Raw genomic sequence first — 22,415 nt, forward strand, 5'->3', positions numbered from 1 at the left:
CTGCTGGGCATTCGGTTTTCCGAACGCAACTTTCGGGTCGATTCGGATAACCGGATAAAGACCACCGACAATATCCGCCATAAATATTTAATAGCCTTTCAAATCAAGGCCTTGATACGGATCAGCTGGCCTGGCACGACTCATGCTCTACACTCTCCGACGAATGCCTGATGCGCCAACACACATCAGGAGCCGTCAAGGCATTCGCTGTATAAGAGAGCCGTCGAACTGGCTTCATAAAAAAAACAAATGTCGAGGAAATATTGATGCGCATCGTTCCCCATCTGTTGGGCGCAGCCATTGCTGCTGCTCTGATTAGCACTCCAGTGGTCGCCGCCGAACTCACCGGCACGCTGAAGAAAATCAAAGACTCCGGCACCATCACCCTCGGACATCGCGACGCTTCCATTCCGTTCTCCTACATCGCGGATGCATCCGGCGTTCCAGTCGGCTACTCCCACGACATCCAGCTGAAAATCGTCGAAGCCCTGAAGAAAGACCTCGACATGCCGGATCTCAAGGTCAAATACAACCTGGTTACCTCGCAGACCCGTATCCCTCTGGTGCAGAACGGCACCGTGGACATCGAGTGCGGTTCCACCACCAACAACGTCGAGCGTCAGCAGCAGGTCGACTTCTCCGTTGGCATCTTCGAAATCGGCACCCGCCTGCTGTCCAAGAAGGATTCGCCTTACAAGGACTTCCCGGACCTCAAAGGCAAGAACGTCGTGACCACCGCCGGCACCACGTCCGAGCGCATCCTCAAGGCAATGAACGCCGACAAGCAGATGGGCATGAACGTGATCTCGGCCAAGGACCACGGCGAGTCCTTCAACATGCTCGAAGGCGGCCGTGCCGTGGCCTTCATGATGGACGACGCACTGCTGGCCGGTGAAATGGCCAAGGCCCGCAAACCGGCCGAGTGGGCCGTGACCGGCACCGCGCAATCCTACGAAATCTACGGCTGCATGGTCCGCAAGGGCGACGCACCGTTCAAGAAAGCCGTGGACGACGCCATCATCGCCACCTTCAAGTCGGGCGAGATCAACAAGATCTACGACAGATGGTTCCAGTCGCCGATTCCACCAAAAGGCCTGAACCTGATGTTCCCGATGAGCGACGAGCTCAAGGCCCTGATCGCCAACCCGACCGACAAAGCGGCTGACGATAAAAAGTCCTGATTCCTGACTAACCTTGTCTCCTGAAAGGGCGTGGCCCTTTCAGGAGCCTGTCACTACCTGCTGGCTTTTTTGGAAACACTCGAACCGGTGGTTGTCGAGCCGATCGCGTGTGCCTGGGCGTCATCCAGGCGGGAACGGATTTCCCCAAGCGGGTGCTTGTACATCGATCGATCAGAGGGGAGACCCTAATGAATTACAACTGGGACTGGGGCGTGTTCTTCAAGTCCACCGGCGTGGGCAGCGAGACCTATCTCGACTGGTACATCGCTGGCCTGGGCTGGACCATCGCCATCGCCGTGGTGGCCTGGATCGTCGCGCTGCTGCTGGGCTCGATCCTGGGCGTCATGCGGACCGTGCCGAATCGCCTGGTGTCGGGCATCGCCACCGTCTACGTGGAGATCTTCCGTAACGTACCGCTGCTGGTTCAGCTGTTCATCTGGTACTTCCTGGTGCCGGACCTGTTGCCGCCAAACCTGCAGGAGTGGTACAAGCAGGACCTCAACCCGACCACCTCGGCCTACCTGAGCGTCGTCGTGTGCCTGGGCCTGTTCACCGCCGCCCGTGTCTGCGAACAGGTGCGCACCGGCATCCAGGCACTGCCACGCGGCCAGGAATCCGCGGCCCGCGCCATGGGCTTCAAGCTGCCGCAGATCTACTGGAACGTGTTGCTGCCCCAGGCCTACCGGATCATCATTCCGCCGCTTACCTCGGAATTCCTCAACGTCTTCAAGAACTCCTCCGTGGCCTCGCTGATCGGCCTGATGGAGTTGCTGGCGCAGACCAAGCAGACCGCCGAGTTCTCGGCCAACCTGTTTGAAGCCTTCACCCTGGCCACGCTGATCTACTTCACCCTGAACATGAGCCTGATGCTGCTGATGCGCATGGTCGAGAAGAAAGTTGCAGTGCCCGGCCTGATCTCCGTGGGGGGCAAATAATGGAATTCGACTTCACTGGCGTCGTCCCGGCCATTCCCGGCCTGTGGAACGGCATGCTGATGACCCTCAAGCTGATGGCCCTGGGCGTCGTCGGCGGAATCATCCTCGGCACCATCCTGGCGTTGATGCGTCTGTCCCACAGCAAACTGCTGTCGAACATCGCCGGCGTCTACGTCAACTATTTCCGCTCCATCCCGCTGCTGCTGGTGATCACCTGGTTCTACCTGGCGGTGCCCTTCGTGCTGCGCTGGATCACCGGCGAAGACACCCCGATCGGCGCGTTCGGCTCGTGCATCGTGGCCTTCATGATGTTCGAAGCGGCGTACTTCTGTGAAATCGTCCGCGCCGGCGTGCAGTCGATTCCCAAGGGCCAGATGGGCGCTGCCCAGGCACTGGGCATGAGCTATGGCCAGATGATGCGCCTGATCATCCTGCCCCAGGCGTTCCGCAAGATGACCCCGCTGCTGCTGCAGCAGAGCATCATCCTGTTCCAGGACACCTCGCTGGTGTACACCGTGGGCCTGGTGGACTTCCTCAATGCTTCGCGCTCCAGCGGCGACATCATCGGCCGCTCCAATGAGTTCCTGATCGTTGCCGGTCTGGTGTATTTCACAATCAGCTTTGCCGCCTCGCTGCTGGTCAAGCGTCTGCAAAAAAGGTTTGCCGTATGATCTCTATCAAGAACATCAACAAGTGGTATGGGGACTTCCAGGTGCTGACCGATTGCAGCACCGAGGTCAAGAAAGGCGAAGTGATCGTGGTGTGCGGACCGTCCGGTTCCGGCAAGTCCACCCTGATCAAATGCGTCAACGCCCTGGAGCCGTTCCAGAAAGGTGACATCGTGGTCGACGGCACTTCCATCGCCGACCCGAAGACCAACCTGCCGAAGCTGCGTTCCCGCGTGGGCATGGTGTTCCAGCACTTCGAGCTGTTCCCGCACCTGACCATCACCGAAAACCTGACCATCGCGCAGATCAAGGTGCTGGGCCGCAGCAAGGAAGAAGCCACCAAGAAAGGCCTGCAACTGCTCGATCGGGTCGGCCTGGCCGCCCACGCCCACAAGCACCCGGGCCAGTTGTCCGGTGGCCAGCAGCAGCGTGTGGCGATTGCCCGCGCGCTGGCGATGGACCCGATCGTCATGCTGTTCGACGAACCGACCTCCGCCCTCGACCCGGAAATGGTCAACGAAGTGCTGGACGTGATGGTGCAACTGGCTCACGAAGGCATGACCATGATGTGCGTGACCCACGAAATGGGCTTCGCCCGCAAGGTCGCGGACCGGGTGATCTTCATGGACGCAGGCAAAATCATCGAAGACTGCCCGAAAGAGGAATTCTTCGGCGACATCAACGCCCGCTCCGAGCGTGCGCAGCATTTCCTCGAGAAAATCCTGCAGCACTAAAGCACAGCCTGTAGCCGCTACCGCAGGCTGCGACAAGGTCCGCAGGACCTTCTTCGGATCCGAAGAGCACGTCTCCTTCGGAGCCGATTGCAGCCTGCGGCAGCGGCTACAGGAATCGTGTAGTGGTTGACCCAAGGCATCTGTGATGAAATGCGACCCCACTCTCTATCGCGCCGCACCGCCATCACTCGCCGTGAAACCCCGTCTGATCCGCCACCTGTTCCTGCCGCCCCTGGTCATCCTGCTGATGATCGGCCTGGGCTACGCCGGCTTCTGGGTCAGCGAGCACTACGGCATCCGCAGCCTCAGCGAGAACGGCGAACGCCAGCTGGAACTGCACGCCCGCGCGGTCGAAAGCGAGATCAGCAAATACACCTACCTGCCCAGCCTGCTGGAACTCGAATCCAGCGTTTCGCTGTTGCTCAACGAGCCGACGCCGGAGCACCGGCAAACCGTCAACAATTACCTCGAAGGCCTGAACCGGCGCAGCCGCAGTCGGGCCATTTACGTGATGGACACCACCGGCCGCGTGCTGGCCACCAGCAACTGGCGCGACGTCGACAGCTACCTGGGCGAAGACCTGTCGTTCCGGGCCTATTTCCAGAATGCCGTGCGCGGCCAGCCCGGGCGCTTCTACGGCATCGGCAGCACCAACGGCGAACCCGGCTACTACCTGGCCCACGGCCTGGAAGAACAGGGCAAGATCATCGGGGTGGCGGTGGTCAAGGTGCGCCTGGAAGCCCTCGAAGAACGCTGGCAACGCGCCCGCCTGGAAGGCTTCGTCAGCGACGAGAACGGCATCATCATCCTCTCCAGCGATCCGGCCCGGCGCCTCCGGTCGGTACGTCCGCTGAGCGACGACACCAAGGAGCGCCTGGCGCGCAGCCTGCAGTATTACTGGTTCACCCTCAACGAACTGGAGCCGCTGGCCCGCGAACGCCTGGCCGAAGGCGTGGAGAAGCTGACCTTCCCGGCCAACACCGAGCTGGTGTCCGACGACAAGGAAATCAGCTACCTGTCCCAGACCCGGCCCCTGAGCGATACGCCCTGGAACTTCACCCTGCTGACCCCGCTCAAGGACCTGCGCCGCGAAGCCATCAACCAGGGCATCCTGGTGGCCGTGGCCTTCGCCCTGGTGGCCTTCCTGCTGATTGCCTGGAACGAGCGGCGCAAGGTCATCGCCACCCGCCTCGCCGCCCGTGAAGCCCTGCAGGAAGCCAACAACCAGCTGGAGCGGCGGATCGCCGAACGCACCAGCGACCTGCGCGCCAGCAACGAACGACTCAAGGGCCAGATCCGCGAACGCCGCCAGGCCGAGGAAACCCTGCGCCGCGCCCAGGACGAACTGGTCCAGGCCGGCAAGCTCGCCGCCATCGGCCAGATGTCCACCAGCATCGCCCATGAGCTGAACCAGCCGCTGGCCGCCCTGCGTACCCTGTCCGGCAACACCGTGCGTTTCCTCGAGCGCGGCGCCCTGGACACCGCTAGCACCAACCTCAAGACCATCAACGAACTGATCGACCGCATGGGCCGCATCACCGCCAGCCTGCGTTCCTTCGCCCGCCGCGGCGAGGACCAGGGCGAAGCCAGCCTCGGCAAGGCCGTGGACGCCGCCCTGCAGTTGCTCAACGCACGCCTGGAAAACCTGCCACTGCAATTGCACCGCGACTTCAGCGAGGTCCAGGTAAAGATCGACCAGACCCGCCTGGAGCAGATCCTGGTCAACCTGATCGGCAACGCCCTGGACGCCATGCAGGCCCAGCCGCGGCCGGAGCTGTGGCTGGAAGGCGAAAGCGTCGAAGGCAAATACCGCCTGCGGGTCCGCGATAACGGCCACGGCATCGACGCCGAAGCGCGCAAGCATCTGTTCGAACCGTTTTTCACCACCAAACCCGGCGAACAGGGCCTGGGCCTCGGCCTGACCCTGTCCGCCAGCCTGGCCGCCGCCACGGGTGGCAACCTGGGCGTCGAGCACCCGGCCGACGGCGGCACCGCCTTCGTCCTCAGCCTGCCCCTGGTCAGCCCTACACAAGCCGAGCCGCTATGAACAATGACCTTACCGTCCTGATCGTCGAAGACGATCCCCATGTCCTGCTCGGCTGCCAGCAGGCCCTGGCCCTGGAAGACATTCCCTGCGTCGGCGTCGGCAGCGCCGAAGAAGCCCTGGAGCGGGTCGGCGACAACTTCGCCGGGATCGTCATCAGCGATATCCGCCTGCCGGGCATCGACGGCCTGGAGCTGCTGACCCGCCTCAAGGCCCGCGACCGCAGCCTGCCGGTGGTGCTGATCACCGGTCACGGCGATATCTCCATGGCCGTCGGCGCGATGCAGAAAGGCGCCTATGACTTCATGGAAAAGCCCTTCTCCCCCGAGCGCCTGGTGGAGGTCGCCCGGCGCGCCCTGGAGCAGCGCGGGCTGGCCCGGGAAGTGTCGTCGCTGCGCCGCCAGCTGGCCGAGCGCGACTCCCTCGAAGGACGGATCATCGGCCGCTCGCCGGCCATGCAGCACCTGCGGGAACTGATCGCCAACGTCGCCGACACCTCGGCCAACGTGTTGATCGAAGGCGAGACCGGCACCGGCAAGGAACTGGTCGCCCGTTGCCTGCACGACTTCAGCCGCCGCCACACCCACCAGTTCGTCGCCCTCAACTGCGGTGGCCTGCCGGAAAACCTGTTCGAAAGCGAGATCTTCGGTCACGAAGCCAACGCCTTCACCGGCGCCGGCAAGCGGCGCATCGGCAAGATCGAGCACGCCCACGAAGGCACGCTGTTCCTCGATGAAGTGGAAAGCATGCCGATGAACCTGCAGATCAAACTGCTGCGGGTGTTGCAGGAGCGCACCCTGGAGCGCCTGGGTTCGAACCAGAGCGTGGCGGTGGATTGCCGGGTGATCGCGGCGACCAAGTCCGACCTCGACGAGCTGGGGCGCGCCAACCAGTTCCGCAGCGACCTGTATTACCGCCTGAACGTGGTGACCCTGGAGCTGCCGCCGCTGCGCGAACGGCGCGAGGACATCCTGCAGCTGTTCGAGCACTTCCTGCAGCAGTCGTCCCTGCGTTTCGACCGCGCCGCGCCGGAGCTGGACAACCAGACCCTGTCGAACCTGATGAGCCATGATTGGCCGGGCAACGTGCGCGAGCTGCGCAACGTCGCCGAGCGTTTTGCCCTGGGCCTGCCGGCATTCAAGAAGTCCAGCGGCAACGCCGCCCAGGGCCTGGGCTTTGCCGAGGCGGTCGAGGCCTTCGAGCGCAACCTGCTCAACGACGCCCTGCAACGCAGCGGCGGCAACCTGACCCAGGCCAGCCAGGAACTGGGCATGGCCAAGACCACGCTGTTCGACAAGGTCAAGAAATACGGCCTGAGCCACTAACCGACATCTGCGAGAAGTACCGTGGATTTATTGCTGAAAGCCTGCCTGGGCGCCGCCGTGGTGGTGATCCTCGCCGCCCTGGCCAAGACCAGGAACTACTACATCGCCGGCCTGGTGCCGCTGTTCCCGACCTTCGCCCTGATCGCCCACTACATCGTCGGCAAGGGCCGTTCCATCGACGACCTGAAGACCACCATCGTCTTCGGCATGTGGTCGATCATTCCCTACTTCGTGTACCTGGCGACCCTCTACGTGATGGTCGACCGCCTGCGCCTGGAAGCCTCCCTGGCGGTGGCCGCGGTGGCCTGGCTGATGGCCGCCACCGTGCTGGTCAGCGTCTGGGTGCGCGTGCACGCCTGACCCCCCTCGCCTCTGTAGCCGCTGCCGCAGGCTGCGATAAGGCCGAAGGCCTTCAGCGATCTCAAGGCCTCTGCTCCCCCTGCGAGGGCGATCGCAGCCTCGCGGGCTCGGCAGCGGCTACAGGTGCCGTCCAGCGCCCTGGCCCGTCCCTTGCATTTACTCTGTAAAGCCCGCTCTGCCTGCGTTTGCGACCTGTGACGCCGGCTTTTTCGAGGGGCGCTGCCATGGGTAAATCCTGCTTTGAACATTCTCGATCTCGACCACAGCCTGACCGCCCAGGAGCCTGTCATGCGCCGGCTGCGCAGCGGCCAGGCGCGACGCCTGGACTTGCTGGACCTGGGCCCGAAACTGCGGCTCTGGTCCACCGAACGCACCTACCGCCACTTCACCGAACGCCTGCGGCAAAGGCCCGCCCACAGCGGCCCGCAGCCGGAAATCTTCTTTGTCGGCTCCGGTGACTACCACCACCTGACCCCGGCCTTCCTGGCCGACCTGCAACAGCCGGTCAGCCTGATCCACTTCGACAACCACCCCGACTGGGTGCGCTTCGCGCCGCGCCGGCACTGCGGTTCCTGGGTCAACCGGGCGCTGCAACTGCCGCATATCCAGCGCATCGTCACCCTCGGGCCGTGCAGCGACGACCTGCACAACCCGCAGCTGCGCGGCGGCAACCTCAAGGCGCTGCGACGCGGCAGTTTGCAGCTGTTTCCCTGGCAGCATGCGCCCTCCAAGGTCTGGGGTCGGGTCGGCGACGGCGCCGGGCACCAGCAGCAGGAAAGCCACCTGCACTGGCGCAACCTGGCCGGGCTCGACTGGCCAGCCTTCCTCGAGCAGATGATCGACAGCCTGCCGACCCAGGCGATCTGGATCACTATCGACAAGGACGTGCTGGCCAGCGCCGACGCCGCGACCAACTGGGACCAGGGCGGCATGCGCCTGAGCCACCTGCTGCAAGCCCTGCGCAGCCTGGCGGCGCGCAAGCGCATCCTCGGTATCGACGTCTGTGGCGAGTTCGCCGCGCCGGCCTTCAGCAACGCCTTCAAGCGCTGGGAAGCGCGCTCCGACCAACCGCCGGCCGAACGCTGGAGCGAGGCCGACCTGCTGCGCAATGCGACCACCAACGAAGCCCTGATGGCGCTGTTCGAGGAGCTGTTCCCGTGACCCTGACCGTAGTCTTGCTGGTGGCTTTCTCCATCGTCCTCGACGTGATCGGCCAGCTCTGTTTCAAGCTCGGCCTGGACCGCCTGCCGGAACTGGAAGGCGGTTTTCGCCTGAACGCCTTCTGGGGCCAGGTGTTCAACGCGCCGCTCTTGTGGTGCGGCATCGGCGCCTATGTGATCGAGTTTTTCGTCTGGCTCGAAGCCCTGTCCCGCGCGCCGCTGAGCCTGCTGTTCCCGGCGGCGGCCCTGGCCTATTGCGGCGTGGTCCTGGCCGGCAAGCTGATCCTCGGCGAGAACGTCAGCCGCCGGCGCTGGCTGGGCACCCTGGTCATCACCCTCGGCGTGATGCTGGTGTGCGTCGCCAGCACCTGAACCCCCTCAACGCTTCACAAGGAAAGATGGTATGACTGCACAGACTCACGGCTGGCTCCATGGCCGCCTCGGCACCCTGGTGCTCTGGGCCCTGCTGATCGGCTTCGAAAGCGCCGGCCAGATCGCCACCAAGGTCGGTGGCGACCAGCTAGGCCAGATGGATTTCAACCTGCAATGGCTGGCCGCGGTGGCGGTCAACCCGGGGGTGCTGCTGGCGATCGCCTGCTACATCGGCGCCTTCTTCGTGTGGATGCTGATCCTGCGGCGCAGCAGCCTGTCCCTGGCCTTCCCCTTGAGCTCGCTGGTGTTCGTGGTGGTGTTGCTCGGCTCCTGGCTGGGCCTGGGCGAGCAGATCAGCCTGCTGCACTGGGTCGGGGTGCTGGTGATAGTCGGCGGGATCGCCCTGCTGGCCGAGGGCGAGGAAGCCTGAAAGGCTTTTGTAGCCGCTGCCGAAGGCTGCGAACGCCCCCGAGAAGGGGGGGGCTGCTCTTGAGGGCCTGAAGGCCCTCCGGGCCTTACCGCAGCCTGCGGCAGCGGCTACAGGTACGCGGGCGTCAGTGCTTCGGATGTTTCAGCAGAAAACCCAGGCCATGGGCCAGCGGGATCACCTTCACCCCTGCCGCCCGCTGCTGCTCGCGGATCTCGCGGTGGAAGGCCTTGACCCGGGTCCAGTGCATCTTCGGCCGGTAGTGATGCTCGGCGTGATAGCCGTTGTTCATCCAGATCAGGTTGTAGAGCCGACTGTAGGAACTCACGCCCCAGGCGATCGGCAGGTCCGGGTTGCCACCCAGGTGCTCGTAGTAGCCGTTGAGCGAGGACAGCGACTGCCCCAGGTACCAGAACGGCAGCAGCACCAGCAGCGCATGCCAGTCGTACACCGCCAGCGCCATATAGCCCAGCACCGTCATGACTATTTCCACCTTGACCCAGCGCGCGTCCGCCGGGCGCTTGCGCTGCATTTCCTGGTAGATGGCCTTGGGGTCGTCGCGGAAAAAACTCAGGAAGGTGTAGGCCCAGACATTGTCCGGCTGGCCGTTGCGGCCATGCAGGTAGATCGACAGCGGGTCGACCGTGGTGCCGTCCGGGCCGGGCCGATCCGAGTTGCCGCGGTGATGGCGGTTATGGATATCGCGGTACAGGGTCTGGGAAAAACCGATGGTCACCGACAGCAGCAGGTCGAAGGCGCGGTTCAGCCAGGGCAGGCTGAAATAAGCGTTGTGGATCTGGTTGTGGGAGATGCTGTTGATACTCCACGACAGGCTGACCGCATACAGCAGCGCCGCCGGCAGGATCACCCACCAGGACAGGCTGTGAAAGGCCAGCACCAGCCACAGTACGAAGGAAAAATGCGCCAGGGCCATCAGGATCGGGACGATGTCCCACAACGAATGGGCCAGCAGGCGATAAGCGGGACGAGCCATGAAGAACTTCCTGAAAAGTGGGTTCATGGCTGCCAGTGCAAAGGGTGGACCAATTCCTCCCATGTAGGAACGAGGCTTGCCCGCGATGAACGATAAGGCAGTGTTTCAGGCACTGCGCGGTGCCTGGATCGCGGGCAAGCCTCGCTCCTACAGAAATCGCCCGCGCTGGCATCAGAACTGGTAGCTGAGGGCCGTCTGGACCTGGCCCTGATTCACTTCGCCGCGCTCGCGCACCAGGGTGCTGTCGGCCGCCGAGCCCGTCAGGTGAATCCAGCTGGCGCTGGTCATCCACGACCAGTTGCCGCCCAGGGGCACCTGCAGGTTCTGGGTCAGGGTCAGGTTCTGCAAGCCGCCGCCGGCGCTGTAGCGGCCGATGCCCGTGGCCTGGGCCTCGGCGTCGCTGATGCCAAAGAAGGTCTGGGTCTGGCGGGCGTCGGCGAAATGCGCGGTGAGGTTGTTGCTGCCGATGATCCCCAGGCCCAGGGGATAACCGATTTCGCCGCCGACCTTGCCCAGCAGGCCGCCCTGGCCCTCGCCCGCGGCCACCGCGCTGCCGATGGAGGCGAACAGGCGCCAGAAATCGTCCGGCGCGTACTGGATGTAGCCGCCGACATCGGCCATGTTCGGCACGTCCCGCAGGCCGCGCAGCGAGCCGTTGGCGTTGCGTCCCGGCAAATAGTTGATATAGGGCCCGGCGCTGAAACCATTGCCCTTGAAGGCATCCCAGGTCAGGCCGTCGTCGGTGTCGAGGCTGACATCGCCCCACTCCAGATCGACATAGGGCAAGGGCACGGTGTCATGCCGGCTGCCGCTGGGGTCATGGGGCTGGTAGCCGATGCCCAGGCCCAGCGAACCGCCCAATCCATCCTGGCCCCCCTCCTCGGCGAAAGCCCCGCAGGCAGCCCCCAGCGACAGCAGGACGGCAAGCAGGGCGGAGCGTGTGAAGCTGAACATGGCGCGGGTTTCCTGGAGTGAAGATGCGCGCATCAATCACCACCCCGCCCCCTCCCTGCAAGCACTGATGTTGTTTGTAGCGAGCTACAAAATTTGTAGCTCCAGCCACCCCACCAAACGCCTTTTTCCTGCGCAAAGCCCGGCCCGCCTGGGCCGAAGGCAGTTGGCACAGTCCCTGCTCCAGTGCCTGGCATGCGCAAAGTGCGCTCCTCTCCAACAGGTAACTGCAGATGATGCACTGGCATATCGTGTGTGACTTCGACGGGACCATCACCCGCACCGACGTGATCGACAACGTCCTCCAACGCTTCGCCGACCCGAGCTGGGAAGACATCGAGCAACAATGGCTGGACGGCCATATCGGCTCCCGGGAATGCCTCAGCCGCCAACTGGCGCTGGTCAAGGCCTCGCCCGCCGAACTGCTCGCCTGTTTCGACAGCGTCGAGATCGATCCGGACTTCCCCGACTTCGTCGATCACGTGATCGGCCTGGGCGCGTCCCTGGAAGTGGTCAGCGACGGCATCGAGCAAGGCATCGCGCGGATCCTCGCGCGCCACTACGTGAGCCTGCTGCCGATCCTCGCCAACCGCCTGCGCCAGGTCGACCAGCGCAGCTGGCGCATCGACTTCCCGCACGCCAGCGACGCCTGCCGCGCCGCGTCCGGCAACTGCAAATGCAAATCCACGCCCAAGGGCAAGCGGGTGCTGGTGATCGGCGACGGCCAGTCCGACATGTGCGTGGCCGCCAGCGCCGACTTCGTCTTCGCCAAGGGCCGCCTGGCCGAGTACTGCCAACGCAACGCCATCCCCCACGCGACTTTCGATTCCTTCGCCGAACTGCCGGCCCTGCTGGCCCTGCTGCCCAACGAAGCGGCCAACGCCGGCGCCTTCGCCCTCGACAACACCACCGAACATTGCGTACCCACTCAGGAACTCTTCCATCATGTCTGACATTCGTATCGCAACCGCAGAAGACCAGGTGCTTCTGGAAAAAGAAGCCAAGTACTGCTCCTACGGCGACACCGTCCACTACATCGAACCGCCACGGATCTTCAGCCGCTGCGAGGGCTCCTACGTCTGGGACACCAGCGACCAGGCCTACCTCGACCTGCAGATGTGGTACTCGGCGGTGAACTTCGGTTATGCCAACCCGCGCCTGAACAATGCCCTCAAGCAACAGATCGACACCCTGCCGCAGATCGCCAGCCAGTACCTGCACAAGGGCAAGATCGAGCTCTCGGAAATGATCGCGGTGGATGCCAAGAAGAAGTTCGGCCTCGACGGCCGCGTGCACTTCAACGTCGGCGGCTCGCAGTCCATCGAGGACTCGCTGAAAGTCGTGCGCAACGCCAGCAATGGCAAGAGCCTGATGTTCGCCTTCGAGGGCGGCTACCACGGCCGTACCCTCGGCGCTTCGTCGATCACCTCCAGCTACCGCTACCGTCGCCGCTACGGCCACTTCGGCGAGCGCGCCAACTTCATTCCCTTCCCCTACCACTTCCGCGGCCCCAAGGGCATGACCAAGGAAGAGTACGGCAGCCACTGCGTGCAGCAGTTCGCCCGGCTGTTCGAGACTGAATACAACGGCGTGTGGGACCCGAAAGTCGGCCAGAGCGAATACGCCGCCTTCTACGTCGAGCCGATCCAGGGCACCGGCGGCTACGTGATCCCGCCGATGAACTTCTACAGCGAGCTCAAGCATGTGCTCGACCAGCACGGCATCCTGATGGTGGTCGACGAGATCCAGATGGGCTTCTACCGCACCGGCAAGCTGTGGTCGATCGAGCACTTCGACGTCAAGCCGGACGTGATCGTCTTCGGCAAGGCCCTGACCAACGGCCTCAACCCCCTGGGCGGCATCTGGGCCCGCGAAGAACTGATCAACCCCAAGGTGTTCCCGCCGGGTTCGACCCACTCCACTTTCGCCTCCAACCCGCTGGGCACCGCGGTGGGCCTGGAGATGTTCAAGATGACCAGCGAGATCGACTACGGCGCGATGGTCATGGACAAGGGCAAGTACTTCCTGGAAGGCCTGCAGGACCTGCAAAAGCGCTACCCGATCATCGGCGACGTCGACGGCCTGGGCCTGGCGCTGCGCTGCGAGATCTGCACCAGCGACGGCTTCACCCCGGACAAGGCGACCCTGGACTACATGGTCGAGGAAGGCATGAAGGGCGACATCGAGATCAATGGCCAGCGCCTGGGGCTGATCCTCGATGTCGGCGGCTACTACAAGAACGTCATCACCCTGGCCCCCTCGCTGGAAATCAGCTACGCGGAGATCGACCTCGGCATCGCCCTGCTCGACCGTCTGCTGGACCGGGCCATGAAACGATGACAGCGCAGATCGATCTGGGCGCCGGCATCGACCTGGGCCAGGGCGACGCCGGCTTCATCCTCGGCAATGGCGAGGTCGCGGTGTTGTTGATCCACGGCCTCACCGGCACCCCGACGGAACTGCGTCGGGTGGCCGCCGGCCTGGCCAAGGCCGGTTGCACGGTGTACGTGCCGACCCTGGCCGGGCACTGCGGCAACAACGCCGACCTGCAGGCCACCGGCTGGCAGGACTGGTACGAGGGCGTGCGCCGGACCTTCGTCGGCATCCGCCAACGCCACCGGCAGGTGTTCGTCGGCGGCCTGTCGATGGGCGCCGTCATGTCCATGTACCTGGCCTCGGAACACCCGGGGCAGGTCAGCGGCCTGCTGATGTACTCGACCACCCTCAAGTACGACGGCTGGAGCATCAACAAGCTGGCGTTCCTCACCCCGCTGCTGATGAAGATTCCGTTCGGCGTGCATATCTGCAGCTTCGAGGAGAAGCCGCCGTACGGCATCAAGAACAAGCGCCTGCGGGCGGTGGTCGAGCGGCAGATGAAGGCCGGCGAAAGCAGCAGTGCCGGCCTGCTGACCATGGAAGGGGTGACCGTGCGCGAGCTGCACCGGATGAACGCGGTGGTGAAAAAACGCATGCCGTCGATCACCACCCCGGCGCTGGTGCTGCACTCCATCGAGGACGACATCACCAGCCGCTGGAACGCCGACTATGTCGAGCGCAAGCTCGGCGGCCCGGTGGTCAAGGTACTGCTCGACAACTGCTACCACATGATCACCGTCGACCTGCAGTACCGCCGGGTGGTGGAGTTGAGCGCGGACTTCATCGAACGTCAGGCGGGCCCGCGGCCCGCGGTGTACGAAGACCTGCGCCAGTTCGCCTGATTCAAGGACCGCATGTGATCACCAGCCAAGTCTTTTCGAGCATCCAGGCCATCGACCGCAACGCCTGGAACGACTGTTTTCCCGGTGCCCTGGAGGATTGGGACTATTACCTGGCAGTACAGGACGCCGGCATCGAGGACTTCACCTGGCGCTACCTGGCGGTGTTCGAAGACGAGAAGCTGGTGGCCGCCGGCCCGGCCTTCATCACTCGCTATCGCCTGGACACCACCGTCTCGGGCCCGGCCAAGCGCCTGGGCGAACGCCTGCAACGCTGGTGGCCGGGGCTGCTGCAACTGCCGCTGTACGCCATCGGTTCGCCGGTAGCCGAACAATGCCACGCCGGCACCGCCAGCCATATCCCCGCGGTGCGCCGCCAGGCCCTGCTCGGGCAGCTGTTGCACCTGGCCCGGCGCGACGCCGACGCCCAGGGCATCGGCCTGCTGGCGGTCAAGGATGCCGCCAGCCAGGACCGGCAATGGGCCGCCAGCTGCCAGGCATTCGGCCTGCAGGCCATGCCCAGCCTGCCCAGCGCCCTGCTGCCGGTGCCCTTCGGCTCGCTGGATGCCTACCTCGGCACCCTGGGCAAATCCACGCGCAAGGACCTGCGCCGCAAGTTGCGTGCGCCCGGGCCGCGGATCGAATGGCGGCGTAACATCGACGACGTCCTGCCGGAGGTCATGCGCCTGTATGAAGCCACCCTGCGGCGCAGCGACCTGCAATTCGAACGCTTACCCGCGCCCTACTTCACCGGTATCCTCCAGCACTTGGGGGAACGGGCCGCCTGTGTGCTGTACTGGGTCGACCAACAACTGGTGGCCTTCAACCTGGTGCTGCTGGACGAGGACCGGTTGATCGACAAATTCTTCGCCCACGACCTGGAGATCAGCCGTGAGCACAACCTGTATTTGCGCAGTTGGATGGCCAATGTCGACTACTGTATCCAGCACCGGATCGCGCTCTACGAATGCGGCCAGGCCGGTTATGCCAGCAAGCTGCGCCTGGGTTGTAGCTTCACCGGCAACAGCCTGTTCTTCCAGCATCGCAACCCGCTGCTCGACACCCTGCTCAAAGGGCTGAAATATGTTCTCCGGCCGGATCGCACCGACCCCGCCATGGCCGTTGCACTAAGCGAAAGTTCATGACCAGAAAAGACCGCCGCCCCCCTCGCCCTTTCGCCATCTCCCGCTGGAGCCTGCAGCGCAAGCTGGTGCTGGCGTTCTGGATGGTCAGCGTGATCCCCACGATGATCGCCGCCGAGCTGGCGGCCACCACCCTGTCGCAGATCTTCGACAGCAACGTGCGCATCTGGCTGCAGGAATCGACCAAGATCGTCGAGGACGAAATCACCGAGACCCTGCACGACAACGCGCGCATCGCCCAGCTGTTCCTGCGCTATGCCAAGCCGCCCACCGACCGCAACGCGGCCAAGCACGACAAGCTCACCGCCGACATCGCCGACTCCATGGGTATCGATGTGGTGGCGCTGATCCGCAAGCGCGACCACCAGGTGGTGTTCAGCACCGCCGCCGACGATGTCGTCGGGCAGATCAGCCTGGCCCACAACGCCGTGCTGCAGACCCTGCAGGTCGGCGGCGTGGCCACCGGCGCGGTGGTCTCGACCTTCCAGACCACCCTCGACGGCATCGACTACCAACTGCTGATCGCCACCTACCTGGACGCCAGCTTCCTCACCAGCGTGGCCGACGTGCATTCCCTCGACCTGCGCCTGTACCTGGCCAAGGCCAGCGACTTCGCCGAGATCTTCGCCACCCAGCGTTTCGAGGACCACCCGACCCAGGTGCCGGAAAAGATCGAGAACATCCTGCGCGACACCCGCCAGCCCACGGAGCAGTTCACCAGCCGCTACAGCGGGCTGTACCGGCCGATCTTCAACGACAGCGGCGAACTGGTGGGAGTGATTTTCAGCGGCCTGCTGCGCCACAGCAGCCTGGTGGGGCTGGTCAACCAGAGCAACCTGTTCATCCTGATCTTCCTGCTCAGCTCGGCGGCATCGCTGGCCGTCGGCTGGCTGGTGTCGAAACGCCTGACCATGCCCCTGCGCGGCTTGTCCAAGGGGGTCCAGGCGGTGATCGCCGGTGACTACCGGCAACGGGTGCCGGTGATTGGCGGCGACGAGCTGGCGGAGCTGAGCAGCACCTTCAACCATATGAGCGAACGCCTGGGCGAACTGCAGCACCTGGAAGCCCAGTTGCGCCGTCGCGACCGTCTGCACGCCCTGGGCGAAGTGGCCATGGGCCTGGCCCATGAGATCCGCAACCCCCTGGGCATCATCAAGACCGCCACCCAACTGCTGCACCGCCGCGCGGACCTGCCCGAAGGCGACAAGCGCCACCTGGAATACGTGATCAGCGAAGTCAGCCGGATCAACGACCTGATCACCGACTTCCTCGACTTCGCCAAGCCCAGCGCGCCGATCCGCTCGACCCTGCTGGCGCGACCGCTGGTGGAGGAACTGATCGGCTTCTGCGAGCCGGAACTGGCCAGCCACAAGATCGACGCGCAGATCGACGACCAGGCGCCGGGCGCGACCCTGTACGCCGACGCCCGCCAGCTCAAGCAGGCCTGCCTGAACCTGATCCTCAACGCCATCGACGCCATGCCCGTGGGCGGCCGCCTGACCCTGGGCATCGCCCAGGACGCCGAACACACCATCCTGCGGGTCACCGACACCGGCCAGGGCATCGAGCCGGACATGCTCGAACGCATCTTCACCCCCTTCGTCACCACTAAGGCCTCGGGCACCGGGCTGGGCCTGGCCAAGGTGTTCTCGATCATGGAAAACCATGACGGGCACATCGAATGCAGCAGCGAAATAGATGCCGGGGCCACCTTCAGCCTGTACATTCCGGCCAAGGGTGAGGATGACGAAGAGGATGATGAAAATGAGCAAAAGGCCCAGCCATGACGCATAACCTGCTGGTGGTCGACGACGAGCCCAAACTCTGCGACCTGCTGTCCTCGGCGCTGAGCCAGGACGGTATCCAGGTGTTCACCGCCGGCAACGGCCTGCATGCGCTCAAGGTGCTGGAGCAGGAAGAGATCGACCTGGTGATCAGCGACTGGCGCATGCCCGGCATGGACGGCCCGCAGCTGCTGGCCGAGGTCAAGCAGCGCTACCCGCAAATCCCGGTGATCGTCATGACCGCCTACAGCACGGTGAAAAACGCCGTGCAGTCGATGCGCAACGGCGCCTACGACTACATCGCCAAGCCCTTCGACATCGACGAGCTGGACATCACCGTCAGCAAGGCCCTGCAGTTTCGCGACATCCTCAAAGACAACCAGCGCATGCGCGCCGAGCTCGACGAGCACCGGCAGTTCGACAGCCTGGTGGGCGACAGCCCGACTTTCCGCCAGGTCCTGCAAGCGGTGGACTCGGTGCGCGAAAGCAACGCCACCATCCTGCTGACCGGCGAAAGCGGCACCGGCAAGGAGATGGTCGCCCGGGCCATCCACCAGCACGGCAACCGCGCCAACAAACCCTTTGTCGCGGTCAATTGCGCGGCGATCCCCGAAGGCCTGCTGGAAAGCGAAATGTTCGGCCATCGCAAGGGCGCCTTCACCGGCGCCGTGGCGGACCGGGTCGGGCGCTTTCAGCAGGCGGACAAGGGCACGCTGTTTCTCGATGAGGTCGGCGACATGCCGCTGGCCCTGCAGGCGAAGATCCTGCGCGCCTTGCAGGAGCGGGTGATCGAACCGGTGGGCGACCCGCGCGAACGCAAGGTCGATGTGCGGGTGATCGCCGCCACCAACAAGAACCTGCTGGAGGCGGTGGCCAACAAGGAGTTTCGCGAAGACCTGTATTACCGCCTCAATGTCTTCCCGATCCCCCTGCCCGCCCTGCGCGAGCGGGTCGAGGATATCGCGCCCCTGGCCCGGCATTTCGCCCATACCCTGGGCGCCACCGCCGGCAAACGCATCACCGGTTTCAGCCCGCAGGCCCTGCAGGCGATGGCCAATTATTCCTGGCCGGGCAATATCCGCGAACTGCAGAACTGCGTCGAACGCGCGACCATAGTCGCCGCGGGCGCGGTGATCGAGGAAAGCGACCTGCCGGGTTATCTGTTCAGCTCACCGCCGGTGAACGCCGGGGCCAGCGCCCTGCCCGGCGACAGCCTCAGCGTGCCCAGCGACCTGGACGCAGCCCTGGCCGAAGTGGAGAAAGCCTACATCCTCGCCGCCCTGCAACAGAGCAACGGCGTGCAAGCCGCCGCCGCGCAACTGATCGGCATTTCCGAACGCAGCTTCTGGTACCGCCTGAAGAAACTCGGGATCCAGGTCGACAAGATCATTCGCTGATGCACGCACGTCTTCTGTAGGAGCAGCCGGTCGACGCTCGATTGTCCGCGATAGCGGTACTCCAGACACAGCGCATTGCCTGCATCGCCGGCAAGCCTGGCTCCTGCGGAAGCCCAGGTCAGAGCAGGTTCGGCGCGGGCAGCGGATCGATCTGCGCCCAGTGCGATATGTCTTCGCGATGGCTTTGCAGGTAAGGCAGCACCGCCGCCAGCAAAGGCGCCTTGAAAGCTTCCTGGAAACGATGGGCCAGGCCCGGGATCAGCTTCAATTGGCTGCCCTGGATATGCGCGGCCAGGTGTACGCCGTGCATCACCGGCAACAGCGGATCGGCGGTGCCATGCACCACCAGGGTCGGCACACGCAGCTGGTTGAGCAGGGCCACCCGGCTCGGTTCGGCGAGGATCGCCATGATCTGGCGCTTCACCCCTTCCGGGTTGAAGGCACGGTCATAGGCCTCCGCCGCCTGGTGCAGCAGCGCCTGCCGATCGTCGATGACCTGCGGGCTGCCGAGGGCGGCCAGCAGGTCGGCCTGTTGCTCCAGCGCCGCCTCACGGTTCGGCGCGCCGCGCCGCGACAACAGCTGCACCAGCGCCGCGTTGGGCGCCGGCAGGCCTTCGGCGCCGGAGCTGGTCATGATCAGGGTCAGGCTCTCGACCCGCTGCGGCGCCATGGCCGCCAGGTGCTGGGCGATCATCCCGCCCATGCTCGCGCCCAGGACATGGAACTGCTCGACCTGCAGGGCATTCATCAGGCCCAGGGCGTCGTCGGCCATGTCGGTCAGGCTGTAGGGCGCGGCCACTGGCAGGCCGAGCTTGTAGCGCAGCACCTCGAACGTCAGGTTGGCGTTGGCCGGTGCCTGGCGCCAGGTAGACAGGCCGACATCGCGGTTGTCATAACGGATCACCCGGAACCCCTGCTGGCACAGGGCAACGACCACCTCGTCCGGCCAGTGGATCAACTGCCCGCCCAGGCCCATCACCAGCAGCAGGGCCGGATCGGAGGCACGGCCGATGCTCTGGTAGGCCAGGCTCACCTCCTCCAGTTCGACCCTTTGGGTCGGTACGTTGACATCACAGCGAGACGCCGCCTGAGACGGCAGGCCGAACAGCAGTGCGGCCAGGAAAACGGTCGTTGAAAGCACTCTTGCCCACATGGAAAAACACCGAAACGCAGAAACCCAGTAGAGCGCGAGTCTGATGAACTTTGATCGAGCGCGCTGCCACAGTTACGTGACAGTTTGATGAAGATTGCCGAGTGGTCATAAAACCCTGTAGCCGCTGCCGCAGGCTGCGATAAGGACCGGAGGGCCTTCAGCGAACTCAAGATCGCTACGTCCCTTCGGGCCGATCGCAGCCTGCGGCAGCGGCTACAACGGCTATGGATACATTCGGATGGTCAGGCCTGCAGGTTACGCAACTGACGGGCGGCGGCGACCATGTTGACCAGGGCGGCTTCGGTTTCCGGCCAGGCGCGGGTCTTCAGGCCGCAGTCCGGGTTGACCCACAAGCGTTCGGCGGGGATGCGCCGGACCGCCTTGCTCATCAGCTTGACCATCTCGGCGGTGTCCGGCACCCGCGGCGAGTGGATGTCATACACCCCCGGGCCGATGTCGTTCGGGTAGTCGAAGGCCTCGAAAGCCTCCAGCAGCTCCATGTCCGAACGCGACGTCTCGATGGTGATCACGTCGGCATCCATCGCGGCGATGGCCTGGATCACGTCGTTGAACTCGCTGTAGCACATGTGGGTGTGGATCTGGGTGTCGTCGCGCACCCCAGAGGCGGTCAGGCGGAACGCTTCCACCGCCCAGTCCAGGTACGGCTGCCAGTCCGCCCGGCGCAGCGGCAGGCCCTCGCGGAACGCCGCTTCGTCGATCTGCACGATCTTGATCCCGGCCCGCTCCAGGTCCACCACCTCATCGCGCAGGGCCAGCGCCAGTTGCCGGGCCTGCACCTCGCGGGATACGTCCTCGCGGGGGAAGGACCACATCAGCATGGTCACGGGCCCGGTGAGCATGCCCTTCATCACCTTGTCGGTCAGGCTCTGGGCATAGGTGATCCAGTCCACGGTCATGGCGTTCGGGCGGCTCAGGTCGCCGTAGATCACCGCCGGTTTCACGCAGCGCGAACCGTAGCTCTGGACCCAGCCGAAGCGGGTGAACAGGTAGCCGTCCAGTTGCTCGGCGAAGTACTCGACCATGTCGTTGCGCTCGGCCTCGCCGTGGACCAGCACGTCCAGCCCCAGGCGTTCCTGGACCTGCACCGCGTGACGGATTTCGCAGCGCATGGCGTCGGTGTAATCGTTGTTCGACAGCTTGCCCTGCTTGAACGCCTGGCGCGCCAGGCGGATCGACGCGGTCTGCGGGAACGAACCGATGGTGGTGGTCGGGAACACCGGCAGCTTCAAGCGAGCGTGCTGCTGGGCAATGCGTTGGGCAAAGGGCGAGTGACGCTGGCTGTCGGCGGCGCTGACCGCCTTGAGCCGCGCCTGGACCTCGGCCTTGTGGATCCGCGGCGACTGCGCGCGGCTGGCCTGCACCTGGCGGCTTGCGGCCAGGGCCGCTTGCACCGCCGGGGCCTGCGGATCGTTCAGGGCGTCACGCAGCACCGAGATTTCGCCGCATTTCTGTACGGCGAAGGCCAGCCAGCTTTTCAGCTCGGCATCCAGCTGGTCTTCCCGGGACAGGTCCACCGGACTGTGCAGCAGCGAGCAGGAACTGCTGACCCACAGGTTGTCGCCAAAACGCTCCTGCGCCGCTTGCAACTGCTGCAGCGCCTGCTCCAGCTCGCAACGCCAGACATTGCGGCCGTTGACCAGGCCCACGGAAAGAATCTTGTAGGTCGGCAGGCGGTCGAGCACCTGGGTCAGTTGCTCCGGCGCCCGCACGGCGTCGATGTGCAGGCCGTCCACCGGCAGGCCGACGGCCAGCCCGAGGTTGTCCTGCAGGCCGCTGAAGTAGGTGGCCACCAGCTTTTTCAGCGGCGAGTACTGGAGGATGTGGTAGGCCCGCTCGAAGGCGCTCTTCCATTCCTGCGGCAGGTCGAGGGTCAGGACAGGTTCGTCGATCTGCACCCACTCCACGCCCTGGGCCTTGAGGCGGTTGAGGATTTCGCCGTAGACCGGCAGCAGGCGCTCCAGCAGCTCGAGCTTGTCGAAATCGTTGCCCTTGGCCTTGCCCAGCCACAGGTAGGTCAACGGACCGATGATCACCGGCTTGACCCGGTGGCCCAGGGCGTGGGCTTCGTCGACCTCGTCGAACAGTTGCTCCCAGCTCAGCTTGAACGACTGGTCGGCGCTGAATTCCGGGACCAGGTAGTGGTAGTTGGTGTCGAACCACTTGGTCAATTCCTGGGCGTACTGGGTCTTGGCCTGATCGCCGCCACAGCAGCCACTCGAGGCACCGCGGGCCATGGCGAACAGGGTATCGAGGGTCGGCTGGCCCTGGGCGTCCTTGCTGCTGTCGAAGCGCTCGGGAACCACGCCGAAGGTCAGCGAGTGAGTCAATACCTGGTCGTACCAGGCGAAGTCGCCCACCGGCAGCAGGTCGATGCCGGCGTCCTTTTGCAACTGCCAGTGCCTGGCCCGCAGCTGGCGTCCGACGTCTTGCAGCGCCTGCCGGTCGAGGTCGCCCTTCCAGTAGGCTTCGAGGGCTTTTTTCAGTTCGCGGTCGGCGCCGATGCGCGGAAAACCAAGGGTGTGGGCCAAGGCCATGAGCGGGTTCCTCCCGGT

General features: G+C 64.5%; 20 protein-coding genes. 16 read left to right on the plus strand and 4 right to left on the minus strand.

All coding sequences use genetic code 11. The features are described 5' to 3' along the window. The first annotated feature begins 266 nt into the window (after positions 1–266). The 10 genes from H0I86_RS24755 to H0I86_RS24800 all read left to right on the plus strand — a co-directional run bounded on the left by H0I86_RS24755 (position 267) and on the right by H0I86_RS24800 (position 9,209). Positions 267–1,181 (plus strand): glutamate/aspartate ABC transporter substrate-binding protein, encoded by a 915-nt coding sequence (locus H0I86_RS24755; protein ID WP_180922524.1) that lies wholly within the window; start codon positions 267–269, stop codon positions 1,179–1,181. A gap of 188 nt (positions 1,182–1,369) precedes the next feature. Continuing rightward, positions 1,370–2,116, plus strand: coding sequence for an amino acid ABC transporter permease (locus tag H0I86_RS24760; RefSeq protein WP_180922525.1), 747 nt, complete (start codon positions 1,370–1,372; stop codon positions 2,114–2,116). Beyond that, positions 2,116–2,787: an amino acid ABC transporter permease gene (locus H0I86_RS24765; protein ID WP_087090128.1), complete on the plus strand. Its 672-nt coding sequence runs from the start codon at positions 2,116–2,118 to the stop codon at positions 2,785–2,787. Before H0I86_RS24760 ends, H0I86_RS24765 begins: the two co-directional genes overlap by 1 nt. Next, the gene (locus H0I86_RS24770; RefSeq protein ID WP_009050568.1) at positions 2,784–3,518 is read left to right on the plus strand and encodes an amino acid ABC transporter ATP-binding protein; all 735 of its coding nucleotides are present in this window, start codon (positions 2,784–2,786) and stop codon (positions 3,516–3,518) included. The genes H0I86_RS24765 and H0I86_RS24770 overlap by 4 nt, the downstream gene beginning before the upstream one ends. Before the next feature lie 145 nt (positions 3,519–3,663). Continuing rightward, complete coding sequence (aauS, locus tag H0I86_RS24775; RefSeq protein WP_180922526.1) at positions 3,664–5,565, plus strand: two-component sensor histidine kinase AauS; 1,902 nt, start codon at positions 3,664–3,666, stop codon at positions 5,563–5,565. A 44-nt stretch (positions 5,566–5,609) separates the two neighbouring features. After that, a complete protein-coding gene (gene aauR, locus H0I86_RS24780) occupies positions 5,610–6,887 on the plus strand; it encodes a two-component response regulator AauR (protein WP_231999343.1) in 1,278 nt (425 codons plus the stop codon). A 30-nt stretch (positions 6,888–6,917) separates the two neighbouring features. Then, positions 6,918–7,247 (plus strand): GlpM family protein, encoded by a 330-nt coding sequence (locus tag H0I86_RS24785; protein ID WP_162096444.1) that lies wholly within the window; start codon positions 6,918–6,920, stop codon positions 7,245–7,247. Positions 7,248–7,487: 240 nt separating this feature from the next. Then, positions 7,488–8,408 (plus strand): arginase family protein, encoded by a 921-nt coding sequence (locus H0I86_RS24790; protein WP_180922527.1) that lies wholly within the window; start codon positions 7,488–7,490, stop codon positions 8,406–8,408. Continuing rightward, entirely contained in the window at positions 8,405–8,779 is a 375-nt protein-coding gene (locus tag H0I86_RS24795; protein WP_038576231.1) for a DMT family transporter, read from the plus strand. The genes H0I86_RS24790 and H0I86_RS24795 overlap by 4 nt, the downstream gene beginning before the upstream one ends. 31 nt (positions 8,780–8,810) lie before the next feature. Beyond that, positions 8,811–9,209: a DMT family transporter gene (locus tag H0I86_RS24800; protein WP_007927148.1), complete on the plus strand. Its 399-nt coding sequence runs from the start codon at positions 8,811–8,813 to the stop codon at positions 9,207–9,209. A 124-nt stretch (positions 9,210–9,333) separates the two neighbouring features. On the opposite strand, the gene H0I86_RS24805 is transcribed toward H0I86_RS24800, so the two are convergent. Beyond that, complete coding sequence (locus H0I86_RS24805; RefSeq protein ID WP_180922528.1) at positions 9,334–10,200, minus strand: fatty acid desaturase family protein; 867 nt, start codon at positions 10,198–10,200, stop codon at positions 9,334–9,336. 171 nt (positions 10,201–10,371) lie between these two features. After that, on the minus strand, positions 10,372–11,154 hold the full coding sequence (locus H0I86_RS24810; protein WP_038576226.1) for a MipA/OmpV family protein: 783 nt from the start codon (positions 11,152–11,154) through the stop codon (positions 10,372–10,374). Between the two features lie 230 nt (positions 11,155–11,384). On the opposite strand from H0I86_RS24810, the gene H0I86_RS24815 reads away from it, so the two are divergent. The 6 genes from H0I86_RS24815 to H0I86_RS24840 are packed head-to-tail and all read left to right on the plus strand — an operon-like array spanning position 11,385 to position 18,689. Next, the gene (locus tag H0I86_RS24815) at positions 11,385–12,104 is read left to right on the plus strand and encodes an MtnX-like HAD-IB family phosphatase (RefSeq protein ID WP_180922529.1); all 720 of its coding nucleotides are present in this window, start codon (positions 11,385–11,387) and stop codon (positions 12,102–12,104) included. Further along, positions 12,097–13,491, plus strand: a complete 1,395-nt coding sequence (locus H0I86_RS24820; protein WP_180922530.1) for an aspartate aminotransferase family protein — start codon at positions 12,097–12,099, stop codon at positions 13,489–13,491. The genes H0I86_RS24815 and H0I86_RS24820 overlap by 8 nt, the downstream gene beginning before the upstream one ends. Then, positions 13,488–14,369, plus strand: coding sequence for an alpha/beta hydrolase (locus tag H0I86_RS24825; protein WP_180922531.1), 882 nt, complete (start codon positions 13,488–13,490; stop codon positions 14,367–14,369). The genes H0I86_RS24820 and H0I86_RS24825 overlap by 4 nt, the downstream gene beginning before the upstream one ends. A gap of 14 nt (positions 14,370–14,383) precedes the next feature. Next, on the plus strand, positions 14,384–15,511 hold the full coding sequence (locus H0I86_RS24830; protein WP_180922532.1) for a GNAT family N-acetyltransferase: 1,128 nt from the start codon (positions 14,384–14,386) through the stop codon (positions 15,509–15,511). Further along, the gene (locus tag H0I86_RS24835) at positions 15,508–17,295 is read left to right on the plus strand and encodes a sensor histidine kinase (RefSeq protein WP_180922533.1); all 1,788 of its coding nucleotides are present in this window, start codon (positions 15,508–15,510) and stop codon (positions 17,293–17,295) included. Before H0I86_RS24830 ends, H0I86_RS24835 begins: the two co-directional genes overlap by 4 nt. Then, positions 17,292–18,689, plus strand: coding sequence for a sigma-54-dependent transcriptional regulator (locus H0I86_RS24840; RefSeq protein WP_180922534.1), 1,398 nt, complete (start codon positions 17,292–17,294; stop codon positions 18,687–18,689). Before H0I86_RS24835 ends, H0I86_RS24840 begins: the two co-directional genes overlap by 4 nt. A gap of 118 nt (positions 18,690–18,807) precedes the next feature. Here the strand turns inward: H0I86_RS24840 and H0I86_RS24845 are convergent, their stop codons facing one another. Together H0I86_RS24845 and metE are read right to left on the minus strand one after the other, a co-directional pair. Continuing rightward, the gene (locus H0I86_RS24845; RefSeq protein ID WP_180922535.1) at positions 18,808–19,842 is read right to left on the minus strand and encodes an alpha/beta fold hydrolase; all 1,035 of its coding nucleotides are present in this window, start codon (positions 19,840–19,842) and stop codon (positions 18,808–18,810) included. A gap of 242 nt (positions 19,843–20,084) precedes the next feature. Next, positions 20,085–22,397, minus strand: a complete 2,313-nt coding sequence (gene metE / locus H0I86_RS24850) for a 5-methyltetrahydropteroyltriglutamate--homocysteine S-methyltransferase (RefSeq protein ID WP_180922536.1) — start codon at positions 22,395–22,397, stop codon at positions 20,085–20,087. Between the last annotated feature and the right edge of the window lie 18 nt (positions 22,398–22,415).

Source organism: Pseudomonas chlororaphis subsp. aurantiaca (assembly GCF_013466605.1).
GTDB classification, from domain to species: Bacteria; Pseudomonadota; Gammaproteobacteria; order Pseudomonadales; family Pseudomonadaceae; genus Aquipseudomonas; species Aquipseudomonas chlororaphis_I.

Bases quoted from the DNA above. Each gene is read 5' to 3' on its own strand.
- H0I86_RS24755 (WP_180922524.1), top strand. From the start codon at position 267: ATGCGCATCGTTCCCCATCTGTTGGGCGCAGCCATTGCTGCTGCTCTG.
- H0I86_RS24760 (WP_180922525.1), top strand. From the start codon at position 1,370: ATGAATTACAACTGGGACTGGGGCGTGTTCTTCAAGTCCACCGGCGTG.
- H0I86_RS24765 (WP_087090128.1), top strand. From the start codon at position 2,116: ATGGAATTCGACTTCACTGGCGTCGTCCCGGCCATTCCCGGCCTGTGG.
- H0I86_RS24770 (WP_009050568.1), top strand. From the start codon at position 2,784: ATGATCTCTATCAAGAACATCAACAAGTGGTATGGGGACTTCCAGGTG.
- aauS (WP_180922526.1), top strand. From the start codon at position 3,664: ATGAAATGCGACCCCACTCTCTATCGCGCCGCACCGCCATCACTCGCC.
- H0I86_RS24800 (WP_007927148.1), top strand. From the start codon at position 8,811: ATGACTGCACAGACTCACGGCTGGCTCCATGGCCGCCTCGGCACCCTG.
- H0I86_RS24805 (WP_180922528.1), bottom strand. From the start codon at position 10,200: ATGGCTCGTCCCGCTTATCGCCTGCTGGCCCATTCGTTGTGGGACATC.
- H0I86_RS24810 (WP_038576226.1), bottom strand. From the start codon at position 11,154: ATGTTCAGCTTCACACGCTCCGCCCTGCTTGCCGTCCTGCTGTCGCTG.
- H0I86_RS24815 (WP_180922529.1), top strand. From the start codon at position 11,385: ATGATGCACTGGCATATCGTGTGTGACTTCGACGGGACCATCACCCGC.
- H0I86_RS24820 (WP_180922530.1), top strand. From the start codon at position 12,097: ATGTCTGACATTCGTATCGCAACCGCAGAAGACCAGGTGCTTCTGGAA.
- H0I86_RS24825 (WP_180922531.1), top strand. From the start codon at position 13,488: ATGACAGCGCAGATCGATCTGGGCGCCGGCATCGACCTGGGCCAGGGC.
- H0I86_RS24835 (WP_180922533.1), top strand. From the start codon at position 15,508: ATGACCAGAAAAGACCGCCGCCCCCCTCGCCCTTTCGCCATCTCCCGC.
- H0I86_RS24840 (WP_180922534.1), top strand. From the start codon at position 17,292: ATGACGCATAACCTGCTGGTGGTCGACGACGAGCCCAAACTCTGCGAC.
- H0I86_RS24845 (WP_180922535.1), bottom strand. From the start codon at position 19,842: ATGTGGGCAAGAGTGCTTTCAACGACCGTTTTCCTGGCCGCACTGCTG.
- metE (WP_180922536.1), bottom strand. From the start codon at position 22,397: ATGGCCTTGGCCCACACCCTTGGTTTTCCGCGCATCGGCGCCGACCGC.